The sequence below is a fragment of the Klebsiella sp. HMSC09D12 genome, from assembly GCF_001808475.1.
GTDB classification, from domain to species: Bacteria; Pseudomonadota; Gammaproteobacteria; order Enterobacterales; family Enterobacteriaceae; genus Klebsiella; species Klebsiella oxytoca.
This window is the reverse complement of record NZ_KV793473.1, coordinates 18,124-35,247: the sequence shown is the minus strand read 5'-3', so window position 1 is coordinate 35,247 and position 17,124 is coordinate 18,124. Positions and strand designations below refer to the sequence as shown.

Below are 17,124 nucleotides of genomic sequence, written 5' to 3'. Positions count from 1 at the left end.
GGGACGCATTGTCCCATTTGCAGAACGCCACCCGGCTAGCGGAGATTTTGTGAACAATGTTAATCCAGCGTCACATGATGCTTCATGACCCGACGAAACAGCGCCAGACGCGCGCGCATAAAGCGGTTCTCCACCTTAAAGCCGGCCCGTTTGTGCAGCCCGATTCGCAGCAGGCGATCCCGTCCGCGCACGCTGGCGGGCCAGCGTACCGGCCCTGAGAGTTCATGACAGTCATTGCCGGCGAAGCGAGCGAAGTTCGCCCAATAGTCGGCGACCCGGGCGGCAAAGTCTCTGTCGCGATCGTTGGCATAATTTCGTACCGGTTCGGCAAGATCGAGATTGTCAAAAACGTATGCCACTTCATTACCGTGCCACGCGCCGTGCGGATAGGTCTGGTGTTCCGCCTCGGCCACGTAGTCAAACCAGTAGCGCCAGCACGGTTGCCCTACTCGCTGCTGAGCCTGCATCACCACATAGCCCAGAGTGGTAAAGGCCATATCCCGGCAAACTTCGCGCCCCAGCGCTTCATCTCCCTTCACGCCGGGATAGAGCAATTTAATTAGACCCAGACCGAAACGGCGTTCACGGCGAAGCTTCTGGATCTGCCCGGCGATATCGACGCCAAACACCGCCATGACGCTCGCCTCATCGCTGTTCGAACCGATCATCACCGGCAGGGGATGCTGACGTCCGCTAAAAAAAGTCTCCAGCATCGGCTGCGGCAGCACGGCATCGCCAACCACGGGCGCCGGGCCGATGGTCAACGGCGCGGTCAACGACCAGAACGCTTGCGCCGGAATCGCCCGCAGCTGTTCGGCGCTGGCCTGCGGCAAAGAAAAGTGTTCAGCAATAAGCTGCCCCTTCGCCAGCGCCTTCTCTCGCGGCAGATCGGGCAAGGTATAGCCGCTCTGGACTATCGCTTTATGGAACAAGCCTCTGGACTTTGGCGAAACCATCAGCGACAGCACGCTGCGCGCTCCGGCGGATTCGCCGAACAGCGTCACGTTAGCCGCATCGCCGCCAAAGGCGTGAATGTTCTCCTGCACCCACTGCAGGGCGGCGATCTGATCGAGTAGCGCGAAGTTATAGATACGCTCGCCGTCTTCCCCTTCCAGCGCCGGATGGGCAAAAAAGCCCAGATGCCCGAGCCGGTAGTTGACCGTCACCACTACCACGCCGCGGGAAGCTAAGGCTTTGCCGTCATAGGGCGGCAAACTTCCCGCGCCGATGGTATAGCCCCCGCCGTGCAGCCAGACCATAACCGGCAGCGGCTGCGATCGGGCGGCGGGCGACCAGACATTAAGGTAGAGGCAATCTTCGGAAAAGCTGCCGGGATCGCCGCCGCCGAGCTCGCGGCAGTATTCAATATCCTGCCAGCTGGAGGCCGAGAAGGTCTCTGCCCGGCGCACGCCCTGCCAGCGGGCAGCAGGCTGCGGCGCGCGCCAGCGAAGATCGCCGACGGGCGGCGCGGCATAAGGAATACCGCGCCAGATATGAATGTTCTCTTCAGAGGTGCCGGATAGTATCCCCTGCTGGGTTTTCACCAGCGGGGTGGACGGATTCTGCATGACCTGCTTCCTTTAACGACTCATGCCAGCAGAGTACTGATTTTACAGCAGACCGCAACGTCGTTTGCTGCGCTCTTCCGCCTGCTGATAGAGGGTGAACTCGTCATAAACCGCACAGCCCAGCGCCTCCTCAAAGGCCTCCCGGCTGGCGTTGCCGTGGCTGCGGGTCTGCACCTCGTTGCCCAGATTCGACTGAAATATCCCGGCGGCGCTTACCGGTAAAAAGTCTTCATAAATAATCGGTTGCGCAATCACCCAGCCGCGTTCGATCAGCGGCTGCGGATCGTCTCCGGGGCGAAACGCCTGACGATGGGCTTCTCCGGCAGGGGTCAGGCGGTAGCGGAAGTATGCCAGTCCCTGCTGACGCAGCAGGAATTCGCTGTCCGGAAACGCGCTAAACACCTCCTGCAGATGACGCTGATGGTTGAGGTTATCCTTGCCCACCCCCGCCTCGCCCAGAAGACGATCGTAGAGCGCGCGGCCTTTCGGCGTCAGGGCAATCCCGCGCTGCTCGATTTCACCAAAGCGAGCGGTATGCGTGCCTTTATGCTCTCCGGCAAACATCACCGGCTCCTCGAGAGCCTTAAAGCTGGTCTGGCGCAGTAAAATAGGCACTTCGCGGCGCGGCGGCCCTTCTATCAACGCCTTCGGGGCGATGCCGCATTCAGGCATCAGCGCCTGTACCCGATCGATATCCAGGGTACGCGGAGTCAGGTGATTGATGTGGCAGCCGGGGAAACAGACGACATCGGCAATCAGCCGGTGCTCATCGTGCAGCGCATGATAGGTTTCTTCATCGACGAGGGTCTGTCGATGCCAGCGAAAGGTTTCCAGCGCCTGTTCGACGAACTCCCGGGCCTCTGCGGCGGTGAACTCCCCTTTCTGTTCATAAAGCGCAATCAGTTCACGACAGCGTGGGGTGAAGATATCGCGCCCGGAAAGGATTTGTGCCGCCCGCTTACGCAACGCGTCATTAGCGATAAGCTCAAGGCGCAGAAGCGAAGTAAAAATACGAAACGGGTTGCGCGCCAGCGCGGCGTCATCAACGGGACGAAACGCGGTTGAGTGAACCGGCACGCCAGCCTGCGACAGATCGTAATAACTAACGGGATACATTCCCATAATGGCAAACATGCGACGCAAGGTCGCCAGTTCCTCCGCCGTACCAACGCGGATCGCGCCGTGGCGTTCAACGTTCAGCCGCGCCAGTTCATCGGCGTTAGCCAGTTGTTCATGCAGCTTCGGGTTATTCTCCAGAATAGCCAGATTAACGTCGGCCACCAGCTCCAGTAGCGTCCCATACTGCGGAACTTCCTGCTGGTACATCGCCGACATCGCCTGCGAAAAGCACTCCCGAATCTCATCAGCCGTGATGGTGTTCGCCATGATGTCTTACCTCCAGTGAATTCTCCCTGGAGTGTAGAAAAGCTGTCTGAAGACGGTGGGAAGAATTTACAAACTGTGATGCCGGTAGCTGCCCGTTTAATTTCACCTGAACACTTCATAACCAATAGTTATGTTAAACACCCTTTAATTTCACTTTAAATTAACAAAACATTTACACACACTGCTTGTGGCGACATAACAACGATATGCCTCTCTACCGATAAAACGGAGTACCCTGATGAACGACAAATGGTCACCGCGCGAGGTTCTGCATCGCGACTATAGCAGCCATCCTCCGGCTTACGCGCCGGGCTATAAAACCAGCGTTCTGCGCTCGCCGCGCAATGCGCTTATCTCCCTACAGAATTCACTTTCGGAAATCACCGGACCGGTTTTCAGTAGCGACGATCTCGGCGCGCTCGATAACGACCTGATCCTGAATTACGCCAAAGACGGCCTGCCGATTGGCGAGCGGATTATTGTGCACGGCTACGTACGCGATGGATTCGGTCGGCCGATGAAAAATACGCTGGTCGAAGTCTGGCAGGCCAACGCTGGCGGACGCTACCGACATAAAAAAGATCAATATCTGGCGCCGATCGACCCGAACTTTGGCGGCTGTGGACGCGTGCTGACCGACGAGAACGGCTATTATTGTTTTCGCACCATCAAACCCGGCCCCTACCCGTGGCGCAACCAGGTAAGCGACTGGCGCCCGGCGCATATTCACTTCTCTCTCTCCGGAGACGCCTGGGCACAGCGTTTAATTACGCAGATGTATTTTGAAGGCGATCCGCTGATCAAACAGTGTCCTATCGTCAAAACCATCAATAACGACGATGCCATCAGGACGCTGATCGCCGAGCTGGATACCCATGCCGCCGTACCGCTGGACTCGCTGGCTTACCGTTTTGATCTCGTGCTGCGCGGCCACCGCGCCACGCTGTTTGAAAACCGCACGCAGGGGGCCGCCCGATGAGAGATTTTTTACCCGAAACCGCTTCACAAACCGCCGGTCCTTATGTGCATATCGGCCTGGCGCCGGACGCCGCGGGATTTCATATCTTTGAGAATAACTTTGGCCCAACGCTGACGACCCCTGCGACCGAGGGTGAGCGCATTACCATTGAAGGCAGAGTCATCGATGGCTCCGGAACGCCGGTGCGCGATGTGCTACTGGAAATCTGGCAGGCCAACGCTGCCGGGCGCTACAATCACCCGGACGATCGGCAGCAAAACAAAAAGCTGGATGCGGAGTTTCGCGGCTGGGGGCGCAGCTGCTCGGACTTTACCAGCGGTATCTGGCGCTTCGAAACCATTAAACCCGGCGCCGTGGTGGGCCGTGATGGCCGCGTAATGGCCCCTCACGTCAATTTATGGGTGGTGGCGCGCGGAATAAACATTGGCCTTAATACGCGGATGTACTTCTCCGACGAGCAGGACGCTAATCAGGCCGATCCGGTGCTCAATCTGATTGAGTGGGAAGTTCGCCGTCAGACCCTCATCGCACAGCGCGAAGTGCGCGGCACGGAAATCGTTTATCGCTTCGATATTCACTTACAGGGCGACAACGAAACCGTGTTCTTCGATATCTAAATTTGCCCGTTCCTTCTCCGCCTCTGCCAGCCAGAGGCGGCGCTTTTCCACAATCTCAACAAAATCAACTTGTAAAATAATAATATAAAATGTTAATAATATTTTGCTATGAAGTTAACAAATTTAAACACCCTTACTTGTCACCGGTCAGCCTCAGTTCTTAACATTGATTATGCAAAAAAATGGTCTTTTCAGTCAGCGCATTCGCTTGCGCCATCTACATACCTTCGTGGCCGTCGCTCAACAGGGAACTCTTGGGCGCGCGGCTGAAACCTTAAACCTTAGCCAACCGGCTTTGTCCAAAACCCTGAATGAACTTGAGCAGCTTACCGGTACGCGGCTGTTTGAGCGCGGACGCCTTGGCGCTCAGCTCACGTTGGTCGGGGAACAGTTTCTTACCCATGCGGTGAAAGTGCTGGACGCGCTCAATACCGCCGGGCAAGCGCTGAATCGTAAAGAAGGCCTCAGCAACGACATCGTGCGTATCGGAGCGCTGCCAACCGCTGCGCTGGGGATTCTGCCCTCGGTGATTGGCCAGTTTCACCAGCAGCAAAAGGATATCACCCTGCAGGTCGCGACCATGAATAACACCATGCTGCTGGCGGGCCTGAAATCGGGAGAAATCGATATCGGCATCGGAAGAATGTCCGATCCGGAGTTGATGAGCGGTCTGAACTATGAGCTGCTGTTTCTTGAATCGCTGAAGCTGGTGGTTCGTCCGGGGCACCCGCTGCTGCAGGAAACCGTTACCCTGAGCCGGGTGATGGAGTGGCCGGTGGTGGTATCGCCAAAAGGCACACTGCCGCGACAGAATGCGGAAGCCCTGCTGCAAAGCCAGGGCTGTAAAATTCCCACTGGCTGCATCGAAACGCTGTCGGCCTCGCTCTCGCGCCAGCTCACCGTCGATTACGACTACGTGTGGTTCGTCCCCTCCGGCGCGGTGAAGGACGATCTGCGCCGTGGACTGCTCGCCGCACTGCCCATACCCACTCAGGGCGCTGGCGAACCTATCGGTATTCTGACCCGCGTGGATGCCACCCTCACCGCCGGTAGCCAAACGTTGCTGAGCGCCATTCGCAAATCTATGCCGGTCTGACCGGCGTCTTCCGCTTTTCTCCCGGCGCCGCCCCTCCAGCCGCCGGGGAAACGCAGCCTCTTTTTCCAGCGATTCGCTAACGTCATTCATCACAATAATCAATTAGTGCGAAATCATTCATTAACAATTGCGCAAATTTATTTAACAGATCTATCATAGCCACGATTTCACCAAATGGTTCACTCGAAATCAATAACAGCAAAAAACCCGCTTTTATGAAGGCCACGGTCACTTCATTCAAAAGAGTTAACTTGAAAAATTGATTCATCTGGTTCACGCCTGTTCAGGGGTGGTTAAGGAGACAAAAATGGCAACTGGCAACGTGCCGCGAGGGTTCCCACGGATCCTGCAGTGGCTTCTCGCCGGACTGATGCTGATCATCGGTCTGGCTATCGGTATTCTTGGTGCAAAGCTCGCCTCGGTCGGCGGGACGTTCTATTTTGCGATTATGGGCCTGGTGATGGTGATCGCCTCAGCGCTCATTTTCCGCAACCGTCGCGGCGGCATACTGCTGTATGGGCTGGCGTTTATCGTCTCGATCGTCTGGGCGATTAGCGACGCGGGCTGGACTTACTGGCCGCTGTTCTCGCGCCTGTTCGCGCTCGGCGTGCTGGCCTTCCTGTGCGCGCTGGTGTGGCCGTTCCTTTCCCGCCAGCCTGCGAAAAAAGGGCCCGCGTTTGGCCTGGCAGCGGTGTTGGCAGTGGTCCTGTTGGCAAGTTTCGGCTGGATGTTCAAATCTCAGCCTCTGGTCAGCGCCAGCGAGGCGGTGCCGGTTAAACCGGTCGCCGCCGGCGAGCAGCAGAAGAACTGGGCGCACTGGGGCAACACCACCCACGGCGATCGCTTCGCCGCCCTCGACCAGATTAACAAACAGAACGTGAACCAGCTGCAGGTCGCCTGGATCGCCCATACCGGCGATATCCCGCAGAGCAACGGCTCCGGCGCGGAAGACCAGAATACGCCGCTGCAGATTGGCGATACGCTTTACGTCTGTACGCCCTACAGCAAAGTGCTGGCGCTGGATGTCGATAGCGGTAAAGAGAAGTGGCGCTATGATTCAAAAGCCACCGCGCCGAACTGGCAGCGCTGCCGTGGTTTAGGCTATTACGAAGACAGCCAGGCCCAGGTATCCTCTGCCGCCGGTGCGCAGCCGGCCGCCTGCTCCCGCCGTCTGTTCCTGCCAACTACCGACGCCCGTCTGATCGCCATTGATGCCGATAACGGTAAACTGTGCGACGCATTCGGCGACCACGGTATCGTTGACCTTAGCGTGGGGATGGGGGAAATCAAAGCAGGTTACTACCAGCAAACCTCTACGCCGCTGGTGGCGGGTAACGTCGTCGTGGTTGGCGGTCGCGTGGCGGATAACTTCTCCACCGGCGAGCCTCCGGGCGTGGTTCGCGCCTATGATGTTCACACCGGCAAGCTGGCGTGGGCATGGGATCCGGGCAACCCGAACCTGACCGGTGAACCGCCTGCAGGGCAAACCTACACCCGCGGTACGCCGAACGTCTGGTCGGCCATGTCCTATGACGCGAAGCTGAATCTGATTTACCTGCCTACCGGTAACGCTACCCCAGACTTCTTTGGCGGCGAACGTACCGCGCTGGACGATAAATACAGCTCTTCCATCGTGGCCGTTGATGCGACGACCGGACAGGTACGCTGGCATTATCAGACCACCCACCACGATCTCTGGGACTTCGACCTGCCTTCGCAGCCGCTGCTGTACGATCTTCCTGACGGTAAAGGCGGCACCACCCCGGTACTGGTGCAAACCAGTAAACAGGGCATGATCTTTATGCTCAATCGCGCCACCGGTGAACCAGTCGCCAAAGTTGAGGAACGCCCTGTCCCTGCGGGCAACGTCAAAGGCGAGCGCTACTCCCCGACCCAGCCCTATTCCGTTGGCATGCCGATGATCGGCAACGAGACGCTGACAGAGTCGGATATGTGGGGCGCGACGCCTGTCGACCTGTTGCTGTGCCGCATTCAGTTTAAAGAGATGCGCCATCAGGGTGTCTTCACCCCTCCGGGCGAAGATCGTTCGCTGCAGTATCCTGGCTCGCTGGGCGGGATGAACTGGGGCAGCGTGTCGGTTGACCCGAATAATAGCCTGATGTTCGTCAACGATATGCGCCTTGGCCTCGCCAACTATATGGTTCCGCGCGCCAACGTGGCGAAAGACGCCAGCGGTATCGAAATGGGGATAGTGCCGATGGAAGGCACCCCGTTCGGCGCCATGCGCGAGCGCTTCCTGTCGCCGCTGGGCATTCCTTGCCAGAAACCGCCGTTCGGCACAATGTCAGCGGTCGATCTGAAAACCGGCAAGCTGGTGTGGCAGGTTCCGGTGGGCACCGTAGAGGACACCGGTCCGCTGGGGATCCGCATGCATATGCCGATCCCTATCGGCATGCCGACGCTGGGCGCTTCGCTTGCCACCCAGTCCGGCCTGCTGTTCTTCGCGGGTACCCAGGACTTCTACCTGCGCGCGTTTGATACCGCCAACGGGAAAGAGATCTGGAAGTCGCGTCTGCCGGTCGGCAGCCAGTCCGGCCCGATGACCTATGTCTCGCCGAAAACCGGTAAGCAGTACATCATCATCAATGCGGGCGGCGCTCGCCAGTCCCCGGACCGCGGCGATTATATTATTGCCTACGCGCTCCCGGAGCAGAAGTAATCCTCAGGGTCCCAGCCGGGGCCCTTTTTACTGGCGAAGTACCTTTCCTGGATATTGCCCGGTGGCGTAAACGCCTTACTGTGCCTACCAGCGGTGGTTATCCACGGTGTTGCAGGTCGGGTCAGGCGCCAGCCGCTACCCGACATCACGACATCACGACATCACGACATCACGACATCACGACAGCGAAATTGTCTTCTCATCTCCCTGAACGCGCCATTTTCATTCAGTCATGTTATTATTGCGAATGGTTATCAATAATAAAAACTGAACAAGGATAATGGATGAAAAGTTCAACCTGCCGCCTGCTCGCAGGCACCGTTTTGGCGTTAGCCGCTGCCTCCGCACAGGCGCTGAAGGCCCCGGAAGTGGACCTGCGCGATCCGACGATCTGGGAAGAGAAAACGGCCAACCCGCTCACCGCTGACCAGCCGCCCTGCGAGGTTTTTAGCGGCCCGCACTGCGCGGTCTGGGAAGATGAAAAATCAGATATTCAGCGAGAACGGGAGCGTCGGGAACAGCGGCGGTGGCATAACGGTTATGAAAATTTGCGGCGAGAATAGCGTATATTCAGAAATAACCCGGGCAAGCCCGGGTTATGTTTGGTCTGAAAAATCAGTTGTCACCGAAATGGATGACGGTACGAATTGATTTTCCTTCGTGCATCAGGTCAAAAGCTTCGTTGATCCGATCCAGCGGCATACGGTGGGTAATAAACGGGTCGAGGCGAATTTTGCCCGCCATCGCGTCTTCCACCATGCCCGGCAGCTGAGTGCGTCCCTTGACGCCGCCGAAGGCGGAGCCGCGCCAGACGCGCCCGGTGACCAGCTGGAATGGCCGCGTTTTGATCTCCTGGCCTGCGCCAGCAACGCCAATAATCACGCTTTCGCCCCAGCCTTTATGGCAGCATTCGAGCGCCGCGCGCATCACGTTCACGTTACCGATACACTCGAAGCTAAAGTCGACGCCGCCGTCGGTCAGCTCAACAATCACATCCTGAATCGGCTTATCGTAATCATTTGGGTTGATAAAGTCGGTGGCGCCCATTTCTTTGGCGAGGGTGAATTTTTCCGGGTTAGTATCCACCGCCAGAATGCGCCCGGCCTTCGCCTGTACCGCGCCCTGAATCACCGCCAGACCAATACCGCCAAGCCCGAAAACGGCGACGGTATCGTCCTCTTTCACTTTCGCCGTGTTGTGCACCGCGCCAATGCCGGTCGTGACGCCGCAGCCCAGCAGGCAGACTTTGTCCAGCGGCGCCTGCGGGTTTACTTTGGCCAGCGAAATTTCGGCCACTACGGTGTATTCGCTAAAGGTGCTGGTCCCCATGTAGTGGTAGATTGGTTCACCGTTATAAGAGAAACGGGTGGTGCCGTCCGGCATCAGGCCTTTACCCTGGGTAGCACGAACCGCCTGACAGAGGTTGGTTTTGCCTGATTTACAGAATTTACATTCGCCGCATTCGGCGGTGTAGAGCGGAATAACGTGGTCGCCCGGCTGCAGGCTGGTTACGCCTTCGCCAACCTCGACGACAATACCGCCGCCTTCATGACCCAGCACCGCCGGGAAGACGCCTTCCGGATCGTCGCCGGAGAGGGTGAAAGCATCGGTATGGCATACGCCGGTATGGGTGATCTTCACCAGCACTTCGCCCTTTTTCGGCGGCGCGACGTCAATCTCAACGATTGAAAGCGGCTGGCCTGGGCCAAACGCGACGGCTGCACGTGATTTCATATCTCTCTTCCTCGTGGTGATTTTATTTTAAATAGGATCGTAGCAGATGCCCGACTTCCGCCATTCTGGCGGCGCGCTGGTCTGGCGTCGTTTCGCCGCTAACCAGTTCGTCCTGCAGATGAATCTCAACCATCTCCCCCATCAGGCCGTTAGCGGCGCCGCGAATAGAGGCAATCTGTTGCAGAATGGTCATACAGGGTTCGCCAGATTCCAGCGCCCGCTCGAGCGCTTCAACCTGGCCACGGATGCGCCTTACCCGGCTGAGAGCACGCTTTTTATCTTCAGGTGAATGTGGCATGGTGTCGCCCTCCATATCATATAGGGGGGTATACTATATTTATTATTGCCATGAGGCAAATGGCTTCGCCGCTTTAACCGTAGCATAGCGGCGAGAATTTGCGCTCAGTCGAGGCTAAGGATCATCGATTCACAGCGTAAGTCGGCGTTCGCCATGTTCGAATGCCAGCGCTTTTCGCCGGTTGAAGTGAATCCCAGGCGCAGATAAAAACCGGCCGCGTTTGGCGTTGCATCGAGGGTAATGTGCCTGAACTTGCGTTGTTTCGCCTCCCCGATAATCGCCGCCATAATCATGCTGGCGCAGCCTTTACCCTCCCAGGTCGGCAAAGTAAATATGGCTTCAACGCTACCCGCTTTGATATCCAGATAGCCGCTGGCGACTGGCTTGCCCTGCCCATCATCAACTACAAAAAATGGATTATCGAGCACCGCATGGCGATAACCTTCAGGCATGTTGTCGGGAGTCCAGGCCTGGAGGACTTCCGCAGCATAGCTTTCACGGCAGCCGTGGCGAATCGCCTGATTACGAACTTCCCAAAGGGCCGGAGCCTCTTCTGCGATGGCAAGTCTGACTTTCATACCCTTCCCCTTTTTTTATTGTTGATAACATTTTTATCACAATTAAAATAAAGAGCGACAAAAAACCCGCCGAAGCGGGTTTAGCAGGGTTTAGCGCTTACGCGGCATCATCCGCAGCAGCGTGTTATCTTTCCAGAAATAATGGTGCATCAGCGCCGCCAGCGCGTGCAGGCCGATAATAAAGTAGCCGGTATTGGCCAGCAGCTCATGCCACGCTTTCAGATTATCCACCAGTTCAAAGTCGCTTTCCGCTGCGTGCGGCATGGTCAGACCAAAAGCGAACCACGGGTTGCCGCGATAGTACATCATGACCATGCCGATGATCGGCAGCGCGATAAACAGCAGATAGATCACCAGATGCCCGAGATGCGCGAAGCCGGTCATCATCGGCGATGGCTTGGGGACTATCGGCGGCGCCGGTGATTTCAGGCGCACGATCAGGCGCGCCACCATCAGAACAAAGATAGAAATACCGCACGAGACGTGAATCATATTAATGGCAGGCCGCGCGCTGCGCGGGAAAAAGCCCCGCAGCTCCATCGCCGCGTACGCGCCAATCACTAATAAAAAAACCAGCCAGTGGATGCCTATCTGCAGGCCAGAGTATTTATCGCGCATGGAAAACCCTTAAAAAGATGGTGATGGAGTCAACATAACCACCTTTTATTAAAAATTCATTAACTTTTACGTACTTATAAAAAAACAATTGCCCTACTCCGGCATTTGATGCAAAAGCAGAGATCGCGCCTGCGCGAGGAACTTATTCTGTCGCCTTGACGCTGTATATAATTACAGTACAATACTGGCTGTCATCAAAATAACCGGGATAACGCATGTTTGTAGAACTGATTTATGACAAAAGAAATTTCGAGGGATTGGCCGGCGCTAAAGAGATCATTCTTAATGAACTGACGAAGCGAGTTCACCGCATTTTTCCCGATGCCGACGTCCGCGTAAAACCGATGATGACTTTAGCTTCGATTAATACCGACGCCAGCAAGCACGAGAAGGAGCAGATCAGCCGCGCCGTGCAGGAAATGTTTGAAGAAGCCGATATGTGGATGCAGGAAGATTAACCGGGTTCCGGTAGATTTCGAATCGCGGTCTATGCCTTCTTAACCGCGAAGCCACTTGCGGGAATATTGACGAATAAGGCCTCAGGGAATCATGAACACATTTAGCATCATAGCTATCCCATTCTTTGCCGCAGCTATTGTTCTTCTGGCCTTAGCCGCGAGCCGAAAGAACCGAACCTGTTATATCGTTGGCGGCGTGTTAATGGCTTCATCCGTGGTTAACGCAGTGATTGGCATGGCGCTGTAGAGTCAGGTGGTAAAATGAGTTTTGTCTGGTATATGACGCTGATATGCATTTTTTTAGCCTGGCTAATGATGACTTTGCTCCCGGTGTAATCCCGGGTTTTCTGATACCCGGGCTTCGTTTATCTCTTTATCGGGGTTTATATCCCCTTTCGCACCAGCGTTGCCGCTTTTTTAAAAATCTCGTCCTCGACACCATCTCCCTTCTGCCTGCCTAACCGCATCAGTTCCTCAACAATACTTTCCCGATTAATTGGCTTCTGGTCAGACACCAGGCCAATGACCGCTGCGCCAATCGCAAGCCCGATCAGCCCCGTTTGCTCGTCTTTGTTGTTCATCGTTCCGCTCCGTTATGCCCGCCAAAAGTTTAGCAGCCGCAACCGCGTCTGCAACCTGAGCATCCGCAACCATAGTGTACAAAGTCAAAGACCTGCAGAAGCATAACGCGCGGACGAACGGTCAGGAAATGGCCTTCGCTGACCGCTAAAAAGTGTGATGTTGATCAAAAACAAAAAAACGCCAGCCTCAGAGGCGTATTTGTATTACGTCCGTTGCCGGGAGTAAGCCTGGTGGTTAAGCGGAGTTTTATTTGCAGATTATTAAGAGGAGAAATAGCCATGATCACTTACGATCGTAACCGCAACCCTATTACTAACGGTAGTCAGGTAATGATTAACGGGACGGGTAAAACCGGTAAAATTGTTGCTATACATGCCAATGGTCTTACTCCTGCCCAGCTGCGTCGTAATAAGACAGTAGAAGTTGAAGGCGCTGAAGGCAAATTCGAGCCCGTTGAATTGATCCGTCTTGGACTCCACTAAGATTGCGTAAGCTGCGGCGATCACCCGCCTGAACCGCAGGGGATGCCGCAGACGCCCGGCAGACGACGCCGGGCGACACGCCTACCGGCGCTCTGCGCCATGGCTCGTTTTAGCCTGATACATCCGCCGGTCGGCCACTGCAACGATGTCATTGAGACTATGGTGCTCATGGGGATCGTATTCAACGCAGCCCCATGAGAACGCCAGCTGCCACGGATTACCCGCTTGCTGATTATACTCGGCAACCTTCTGGCTAAGCTGCTCCATCGCCTTGTTCGCGGCCTGCTGGGCGGTATTGGCAAGCAGGATGATAAACTCATCGCCGCCCTGTCTGGCAATTAAATCCGACTCTCTGAAGGTAGACTTCATCACATCGGCGATTGCCGTCAGGGCTTTATCCCCTTGCTCATGGCCCCAGGTATCGTTAATCAGCTTAAAGCGATCGAGGTCGATAAACACCAGGCTCGCCGGTTCACTTCGCCGTCTGGCTGTTAACAGCGCATACTCCGCTAACGACAAAAATCCCCTCCGGTTAAATAACCCCGTCAGTTCGTCGGCGGTCGCCGCATCCAGCACTTTGAATTCATCTTCTACAATGGCGGCCAGGTCACTCAATATCTGAATTTCATGTCCGGAAAAAGCGCGCGGCTTATGATCCATAAGGCAGAACGAACCTACCGTCGCGCCGTCAGGTAGCTGAACCGGATACCCGGCATAAAAGCGAATAAACGGCGCTTCCGTCACCAGCGGGTTATCGTGAAAGCGCATATCCTGCTGCAGGTCATTGACGATTAAAGGATCGGTTTGCAGAATGGTGTGCGCGCAGAAGGTGATATCCCTCGGCAGCGTATCCACATCAAGTCCGGCGCAGGATTTTACATGCAGGGTGTTCTCCCCGACGAGGCTAATCGACGCCACCGGCAGATCGTAGAGCGTACGCGCCAGCCTGGTCAGGCGATCGAAGCGCTCTTCTTTTCCGCTATTCAGTAACCCGGATGCCCGCAGCGATTGCAGACGACGCAGTTCATCTGGATGAGGTCCGGCTAATTTCAATTTGTCTCTCTTATCTTTTATGGATGAGCGGCGCAGCGCGTAGAGTCAATGCGCGCCTTGATTGTTAACACAGATTTTACATTTCTGATATCATGAGTTAAGCATATATCGCTGACTCGTCAAACCCGCCATCAGATGCCCTCCGGCGCCGCCCACTCCCGCAGCGTGTCTTTCAGCCACTGGCTTGCGCCGCGCTGACCGCTGCGCTTATGGGAATAGATTTTCACTTCAAATGGCGGCACCTCAAACGGCAGTTCAAAAATCTTCAACCCGGCGGTTGCGAGCATCTTTTCAGCAGCCGAGCGCGGCATCGCCATCAACAGTTCACTTTGCGCAATAATAAACGGTGCGCTCAGCATTGAGGGGGTTTTGATGGTGATATGTCGCGTGAAGCCCATTTTCGCCAGCTGCACATCGAGAACCCCCTGGCTTTCATTCCACGGAGTGACCACCAGATGCTGGGCCGCCAGATAATCCGCCAGCGTGAGTCTGTTCCGCCTTTCGTTACTCATCGCAACATAGTCATCCTGCAGCCAGCAAATCTCATCCAGTTCCGGATGTTCCGCTTCATTGAGCGCGCTGAAACCCAACGCCAGGTCCACCTCTCCGGCCAGCAGTTCCGTCAGCGCCGGACTATGCGGCAGATAACGCAGTTCGAAACGCAAACCCGGCGCCTGGTGGTGAAGTCTGGACATCAGGGTTGGAAAAACGCACTGCGCGGTGAAATCCGTGATCGCGATCTGTAGGCAGTCGGTACTGGCGGAAGCGACAAACTTTGGCTGCGGGGTGAGCTCCTGATTTAAAAACTTTAACGCAGATGATATCGACGGCGCGAGCTGGGTCGCATATACGCTGGGGCACATGCGGTGACCCTCACGATAAAAAAGCGGATCGTTAAGCGCCGCGCGCAGTCTGGATAGCGCGTGGCTTAACGCCGATGTGCTCATTGCTAACTCTTCCGCCGCCAGGCGGACCGAGCGATAGCGGTAGACCGCCTCGAATACCGGCAGCAGGTTTAAATCAAGACGGCGAAGGGCGGGATGCATAATATTCATCATTCAGTGATTTCATTGCACTTAATTCTTCTAACCTTAACGTTTATGCTTTGCGGTATCAAACTCACGACGGCACAACAGGTAATTCAATGAATATGACCATTCGTCAGGCCAGCCCGGCGGACGCAAAAGCAATTTATGACATGATTTATGAGCTCGCAGTGTATGAAAAAGCGCCGGAGCAGGTGGTTACCACGGTCGAGGAGATCCAGGCCACCCTTTTCGCCAGCGACAGCAAAACGGAAGCGCTGATCTGCGAGATAGAAAATAAGGTCGCTGGGTATGCGGTGTTCTTCACCAGCTATTCCACCTGGCTCGGACGCAATGGCATCTATATGGAAGACCTGTACGTCTCGCCCGAGTTTCGCGGCAACGGCGCGGGAAAAGCACTCTTGCGCACCATTGCTCGGCTAGCGGTTAAAAGAGAATGCGGCCGGTTAGAGTGGAGCGTGCTCGACTGGAACCAGCCGGCCATCGATTTTTATCTGAGCATTGGCGCGCTGCCGCAAAGTGAATGGGTGCGCTATCGTCTTGACGGCGCCGCGCTAGCCGCTTTCGCTGAATCAGGCGCTTTGGCCAGATAATCGCCATCGGCGGGTCTTTACGGGTCCGCCCTTTCCTTTTCTCTGCGCAGCCAATATGCCCGTGGCGTATAACGCTGAAACAAAAAATTATTAGCCGTTTCCGTCATACCCTCAACCTCCCGGATTTACACGCTTTTCCCGCTATATTTAGCAGCCACCTTTCTCGCGGCAAAAAATTCGCTGGTTGCCCTATCCTGACTGCTGGACTAAGCCTGGAGAAGTTTTCACATCACGATTCAACTGACCTGGAGATTCTTCATGAGCAAACTCGGGATTAATGGATTTGGGCGTATTGGACGGCTGGTGCTGCGCCGGTTACTGGAGGTTAATAGTTCCTTAGAGGTGGTCGCCATTAACGATCTCACCTCACCGAAAGTGCTGGCCTACCTGCTAAAGCACGACTCTAACTACGGACCTTTCCCCTGGAGCGTTGATTTTACTGAAGATGCGCTGATCGTTGATGGCAAAAAAATCACCGTTTATGCCGAAAAAGAGGCCCAGCATATTCCGTGGAAAGCGACGGGCGCTGAACTTATCGTGGAGTGTACCGGCTTTTACACTTCATCAGAGAAAGCGCAGGCGCATCTGACCGCCGGAGCCAAAAAAGTTCTGATCTCCGCGCCGGCGGGCGATATGAAGACCATCGTCTATCACGTTAACGACGATACGCTGGACGCCAACGATACGATAATTTCTGTAGCATCCTGCACCACCAACTGCCTGGCGCCGATGGCGAAAGTGCTGAATGACGCCTTTGGTATTAAAGTGGGAACCATGACCACGATTCACGCCTATACCGGCACCCAGTCGCTGGTTGATGGCCCTCGCGGCAAAGATTTACGCGCATCCCGCGCGGCGGCGGAAAATATCATTCCGCATACCACCGGAGCGGCGAAAGCTATCGGTCTGGTCATCCCTGAACTTAGCGGCAAGCTGAAAGGCCACGCTCAGCGCGTGCCGACCAAAACCGGTTCGGTGACCGAACTGGTGTCGGTGCTGGAGAAAAAAGTGACCGCCGAGGAGGTTAATCAGGCGATGAGGGAGGCGGCGGCGAACAATGAGTCATTTGGTTATACCGAAGAGGAGATCGTCTCCTCAGACGTTATCGGCAGCCATTTCGGTTCAATTTACGACGCCACCCAGCTGGAGATCGCAGAAGTTGGCGATCTCCAGCTCGTAAAAACCGTCGCCTGGTACGATAACGAATACGGTTTCGTGACCCAGCTGATTCGCGTGCTGGATAAATTCGCCAAATAACTCCCGGGGGCGGCGCAACGCGCCTTTCCCGGGCTACCGGACCGCAGACGGCTGGTAACCTCCAGCCCGGACAGATGCGCAGCATCGCCTCCGGGGAAC

At 55.8% G+C, this 17,124-nt stretch carries 18 protein-coding genes; 9 read left to right on the top strand and 9 right to left on the bottom strand.

What is annotated here, in order from left to right; genetic code table 11:
• Positions 1 to 59: 59 nt before the first annotated feature.
• Positions 60 to 1,568: a carboxylesterase/lipase family protein gene (locus tag HMPREF3178_RS11645; RefSeq protein WP_017145965.1), complete on the bottom strand. Its 1,509-nt coding sequence runs from the start codon at positions 1,566 to 1,568 to the stop codon at positions 60 to 62.
• Positions 1,569 to 1,610: 42 nt separating this feature from the next.
• Positions 1,611 to 2,954, bottom strand: a complete 1,344-nt coding sequence (locus tag HMPREF3178_RS11640) for a 2-oxoadipate dioxygenase/decarboxylase HglS (protein WP_017145966.1) — start codon at positions 2,952 to 2,954, stop codon at positions 1,611 to 1,613.
• A gap of 238 nt (positions 2,955 to 3,192) precedes the next feature.
• Here HMPREF3178_RS11640 and pcaH point away from each other — a divergent pair, with 238 nt between their 5' ends.
• The 5 genes from pcaH to HMPREF3178_RS11610 all read left to right on the top strand — a co-directional run bounded on the left by pcaH (position 3,193) and on the right by HMPREF3178_RS11610 (position 8,889).
• Positions 3,193 to 3,933: a protocatechuate 3,4-dioxygenase subunit beta gene (pcaH, locus tag HMPREF3178_RS11635; protein WP_004850552.1), complete on the top strand. Its 741-nt coding sequence runs from the start codon at positions 3,193 to 3,195 to the stop codon at positions 3,931 to 3,933.
• A complete protein-coding gene (pcaG, locus tag HMPREF3178_RS11630; protein WP_017145967.1) occupies positions 3,930 to 4,550 on the top strand; it encodes a protocatechuate 3,4-dioxygenase subunit alpha in 621 nt (206 codons plus the stop codon). The genes pcaH and pcaG overlap by 4 nt, the downstream gene beginning before the upstream one ends.
• 172 nt (positions 4,551 to 4,722) lie before the next feature.
• Positions 4,723 to 5,646: a LysR substrate-binding domain-containing protein gene (locus tag HMPREF3178_RS11625; RefSeq protein WP_004101757.1), complete on the top strand. Its 924-nt coding sequence runs from the start codon at positions 4,723 to 4,725 to the stop codon at positions 5,644 to 5,646.
• 307 nt (positions 5,647 to 5,953) lie between these two features.
• A complete protein-coding gene (locus HMPREF3178_RS11615; RefSeq protein ID WP_017145969.1) occupies positions 5,954 to 8,326 on the top strand; it encodes a membrane-bound PQQ-dependent dehydrogenase, glucose/quinate/shikimate family in 2,373 nt (790 codons plus the stop codon).
• A 284-nt stretch (positions 8,327 to 8,610) separates the two neighbouring features.
• On the top strand, positions 8,611 to 8,889 hold the full coding sequence (locus HMPREF3178_RS11610; RefSeq protein WP_017145970.1) for a hypothetical protein: 279 nt from the start codon (positions 8,611 to 8,613) through the stop codon (positions 8,887 to 8,889).
• A 52-nt stretch (positions 8,890 to 8,941) separates the two neighbouring features.
• On the opposite strand, the gene HMPREF3178_RS11605 is transcribed toward HMPREF3178_RS11610, so the two are convergent.
• From HMPREF3178_RS11605 to cybB, 4 genes are all read right to left on the bottom strand, one after another.
• On the bottom strand, positions 8,942 to 10,060 hold the full coding sequence (locus HMPREF3178_RS11605) for an S-(hydroxymethyl)glutathione dehydrogenase/class III alcohol dehydrogenase (RefSeq protein WP_017145971.1): 1,119 nt from the start codon (positions 10,058 to 10,060) through the stop codon (positions 8,942 to 8,944).
• Between the two features lie 22 nt (positions 10,061 to 10,082).
• A complete protein-coding gene (locus tag HMPREF3178_RS11600) occupies positions 10,083 to 10,358 on the bottom strand; it encodes a metal/formaldehyde-sensitive transcriptional repressor (RefSeq protein ID WP_004101746.1) in 276 nt (91 codons plus the stop codon).
• A 104-nt stretch (positions 10,359 to 10,462) separates the two neighbouring features.
• A complete protein-coding gene (locus HMPREF3178_RS11595; protein WP_017145972.1) occupies positions 10,463 to 10,936 on the bottom strand; it encodes a GNAT family N-acetyltransferase in 474 nt (157 codons plus the stop codon).
• 90 nt (positions 10,937 to 11,026) lie between these two features.
• Positions 11,027 to 11,554, bottom strand: a complete 528-nt coding sequence (cybB, locus tag HMPREF3178_RS11590) for a cytochrome b561 (protein ID WP_004101740.1) — start codon at positions 11,552 to 11,554, stop codon at positions 11,027 to 11,029.
• Between the two features lie 215 nt (positions 11,555 to 11,769).
• Between cybB and HMPREF3178_RS11585 the strand changes: the two genes are divergently transcribed.
• Positions 11,770 to 12,012, top strand: coding sequence for a DinI family protein (locus tag HMPREF3178_RS11585; protein ID WP_004101739.1), 243 nt, complete (start codon positions 11,770 to 11,772; stop codon positions 12,010 to 12,012).
• 383 nt (positions 12,013 to 12,395) lie between these two features.
• Here the strand turns inward: HMPREF3178_RS11585 and HMPREF3178_RS11580 are convergent, their stop codons facing one another.
• Positions 12,396 to 12,593: a hypothetical protein gene (locus tag HMPREF3178_RS11580; RefSeq protein WP_004101732.1), complete on the bottom strand. Its 198-nt coding sequence runs from the start codon at positions 12,591 to 12,593 to the stop codon at positions 12,396 to 12,398.
• A 279-nt stretch (positions 12,594 to 12,872) separates the two neighbouring features.
• On the opposite strand from HMPREF3178_RS11580, the gene ydfZ reads away from it, so the two are divergent.
• Positions 12,873 to 13,076, top strand: a complete 204-nt coding sequence (gene ydfZ, locus HMPREF3178_RS11575) for a putative selenium delivery protein YdfZ (RefSeq protein ID WP_004101729.1) — start codon at positions 12,873 to 12,875, stop codon at positions 13,074 to 13,076.
• A gap of 81 nt (positions 13,077 to 13,157) precedes the next feature.
• On the opposite strand, the gene HMPREF3178_RS11570 is transcribed toward ydfZ, so the two are convergent.
• Positions 13,158 to 14,129: a GGDEF domain-containing protein gene (locus HMPREF3178_RS11570; RefSeq protein ID WP_017145973.1), complete on the bottom strand. Its 972-nt coding sequence runs from the start codon at positions 14,127 to 14,129 to the stop codon at positions 13,158 to 13,160.
• Positions 14,130 to 14,260: 131 nt separating this feature from the next.
• Entirely contained in the window at positions 14,261 to 15,187 is a 927-nt protein-coding gene (locus HMPREF3178_RS11565) for a LysR family transcriptional regulator (RefSeq protein ID WP_016807871.1), read from the bottom strand.
• 86 nt (positions 15,188 to 15,273) lie between these two features.
• Between HMPREF3178_RS11565 and HMPREF3178_RS11560 the strand changes: the two genes are divergently transcribed.
• Together HMPREF3178_RS11560 and gap are read left to right on the top strand one after the other, a co-directional pair.
• Positions 15,274 to 15,768: a GNAT family N-acetyltransferase gene (locus HMPREF3178_RS11560; protein ID WP_017145974.1), complete on the top strand. Its 495-nt coding sequence runs from the start codon at positions 15,274 to 15,276 to the stop codon at positions 15,766 to 15,768.
• Between the two features lie 258 nt (positions 15,769 to 16,026).
• Positions 16,027 to 17,025: a type I glyceraldehyde-3-phosphate dehydrogenase gene (gene gap, locus HMPREF3178_RS11555; RefSeq protein WP_004112702.1), complete on the top strand. Its 999-nt coding sequence runs from the start codon at positions 16,027 to 16,029 to the stop codon at positions 17,023 to 17,025.
• Positions 17,026 to 17,124: the final 99 nt, after the last annotated feature.

Excerpts from the sequence above, each read along its gene's own strand:
- HMPREF3178_RS11645 (WP_017145965.1), bottom strand. The coding sequence starts at position 1,568 with ATGCAGAATCCGTCCACCCCGCTGGTGAAAACCCAGCAGGGGATACTA.
- HMPREF3178_RS11640 (WP_017145966.1), bottom strand. The coding sequence starts at position 2,954 with ATGGCGAACACCATCACGGCTGATGAGATTCGGGAGTGCTTTTCGCAG.
- pcaH (WP_004850552.1), top strand. The coding sequence starts at position 3,193 with ATGAACGACAAATGGTCACCGCGCGAGGTTCTGCATCGCGACTATAGC.
- pcaG (WP_017145967.1), top strand. The coding sequence starts at position 3,930 with ATGAGAGATTTTTTACCCGAAACCGCTTCACAAACCGCCGGTCCTTAT.
- HMPREF3178_RS11625 (WP_004101757.1), top strand. The coding sequence starts at position 4,723 with ATGCAAAAAAATGGTCTTTTCAGTCAGCGCATTCGCTTGCGCCATCTA.
- HMPREF3178_RS11615 (WP_017145969.1), top strand. The coding sequence starts at position 5,954 with ATGGCAACTGGCAACGTGCCGCGAGGGTTCCCACGGATCCTGCAGTGG.
- HMPREF3178_RS11610 (WP_017145970.1), top strand. The coding sequence starts at position 8,611 with ATGAAAAGTTCAACCTGCCGCCTGCTCGCAGGCACCGTTTTGGCGTTA.
- HMPREF3178_RS11605 (WP_017145971.1), bottom strand. The coding sequence starts at position 10,060 with ATGAAATCACGTGCAGCCGTCGCGTTTGGCCCAGGCCAGCCGCTTTCA.
- HMPREF3178_RS11600 (WP_004101746.1), bottom strand. The coding sequence starts at position 10,358 with ATGCCACATTCACCTGAAGATAAAAAGCGTGCTCTCAGCCGGGTAAGG.
- HMPREF3178_RS11595 (WP_017145972.1), bottom strand. The coding sequence starts at position 10,936 with ATGAAAGTCAGACTTGCCATCGCAGAAGAGGCTCCGGCCCTTTGGGAA.
- cybB (WP_004101740.1), bottom strand. The coding sequence starts at position 11,554 with ATGCGCGATAAATACTCTGGCCTGCAGATAGGCATCCACTGGCTGGTT.
- HMPREF3178_RS11585 (WP_004101739.1), top strand. The coding sequence starts at position 11,770 with ATGTTTGTAGAACTGATTTATGACAAAAGAAATTTCGAGGGATTGGCC.
- HMPREF3178_RS11580 (WP_004101732.1), bottom strand. The coding sequence starts at position 12,593 with ATGAACAACAAAGACGAGCAAACGGGGCTGATCGGGCTTGCGATTGGC.
- ydfZ (WP_004101729.1), top strand. The coding sequence starts at position 12,873 with ATGATCACTTACGATCGTAACCGCAACCCTATTACTAACGGTAGTCAG.
- HMPREF3178_RS11565 (WP_016807871.1), bottom strand. The coding sequence starts at position 15,187 with ATGATGAATATTATGCATCCCGCCCTTCGCCGTCTTGATTTAAACCTG.
- HMPREF3178_RS11560 (WP_017145974.1), top strand. The coding sequence starts at position 15,274 with ATGAATATGACCATTCGTCAGGCCAGCCCGGCGGACGCAAAAGCAATT.
- gap (WP_004112702.1), top strand. The coding sequence starts at position 16,027 with ATGAGCAAACTCGGGATTAATGGATTTGGGCGTATTGGACGGCTGGTG.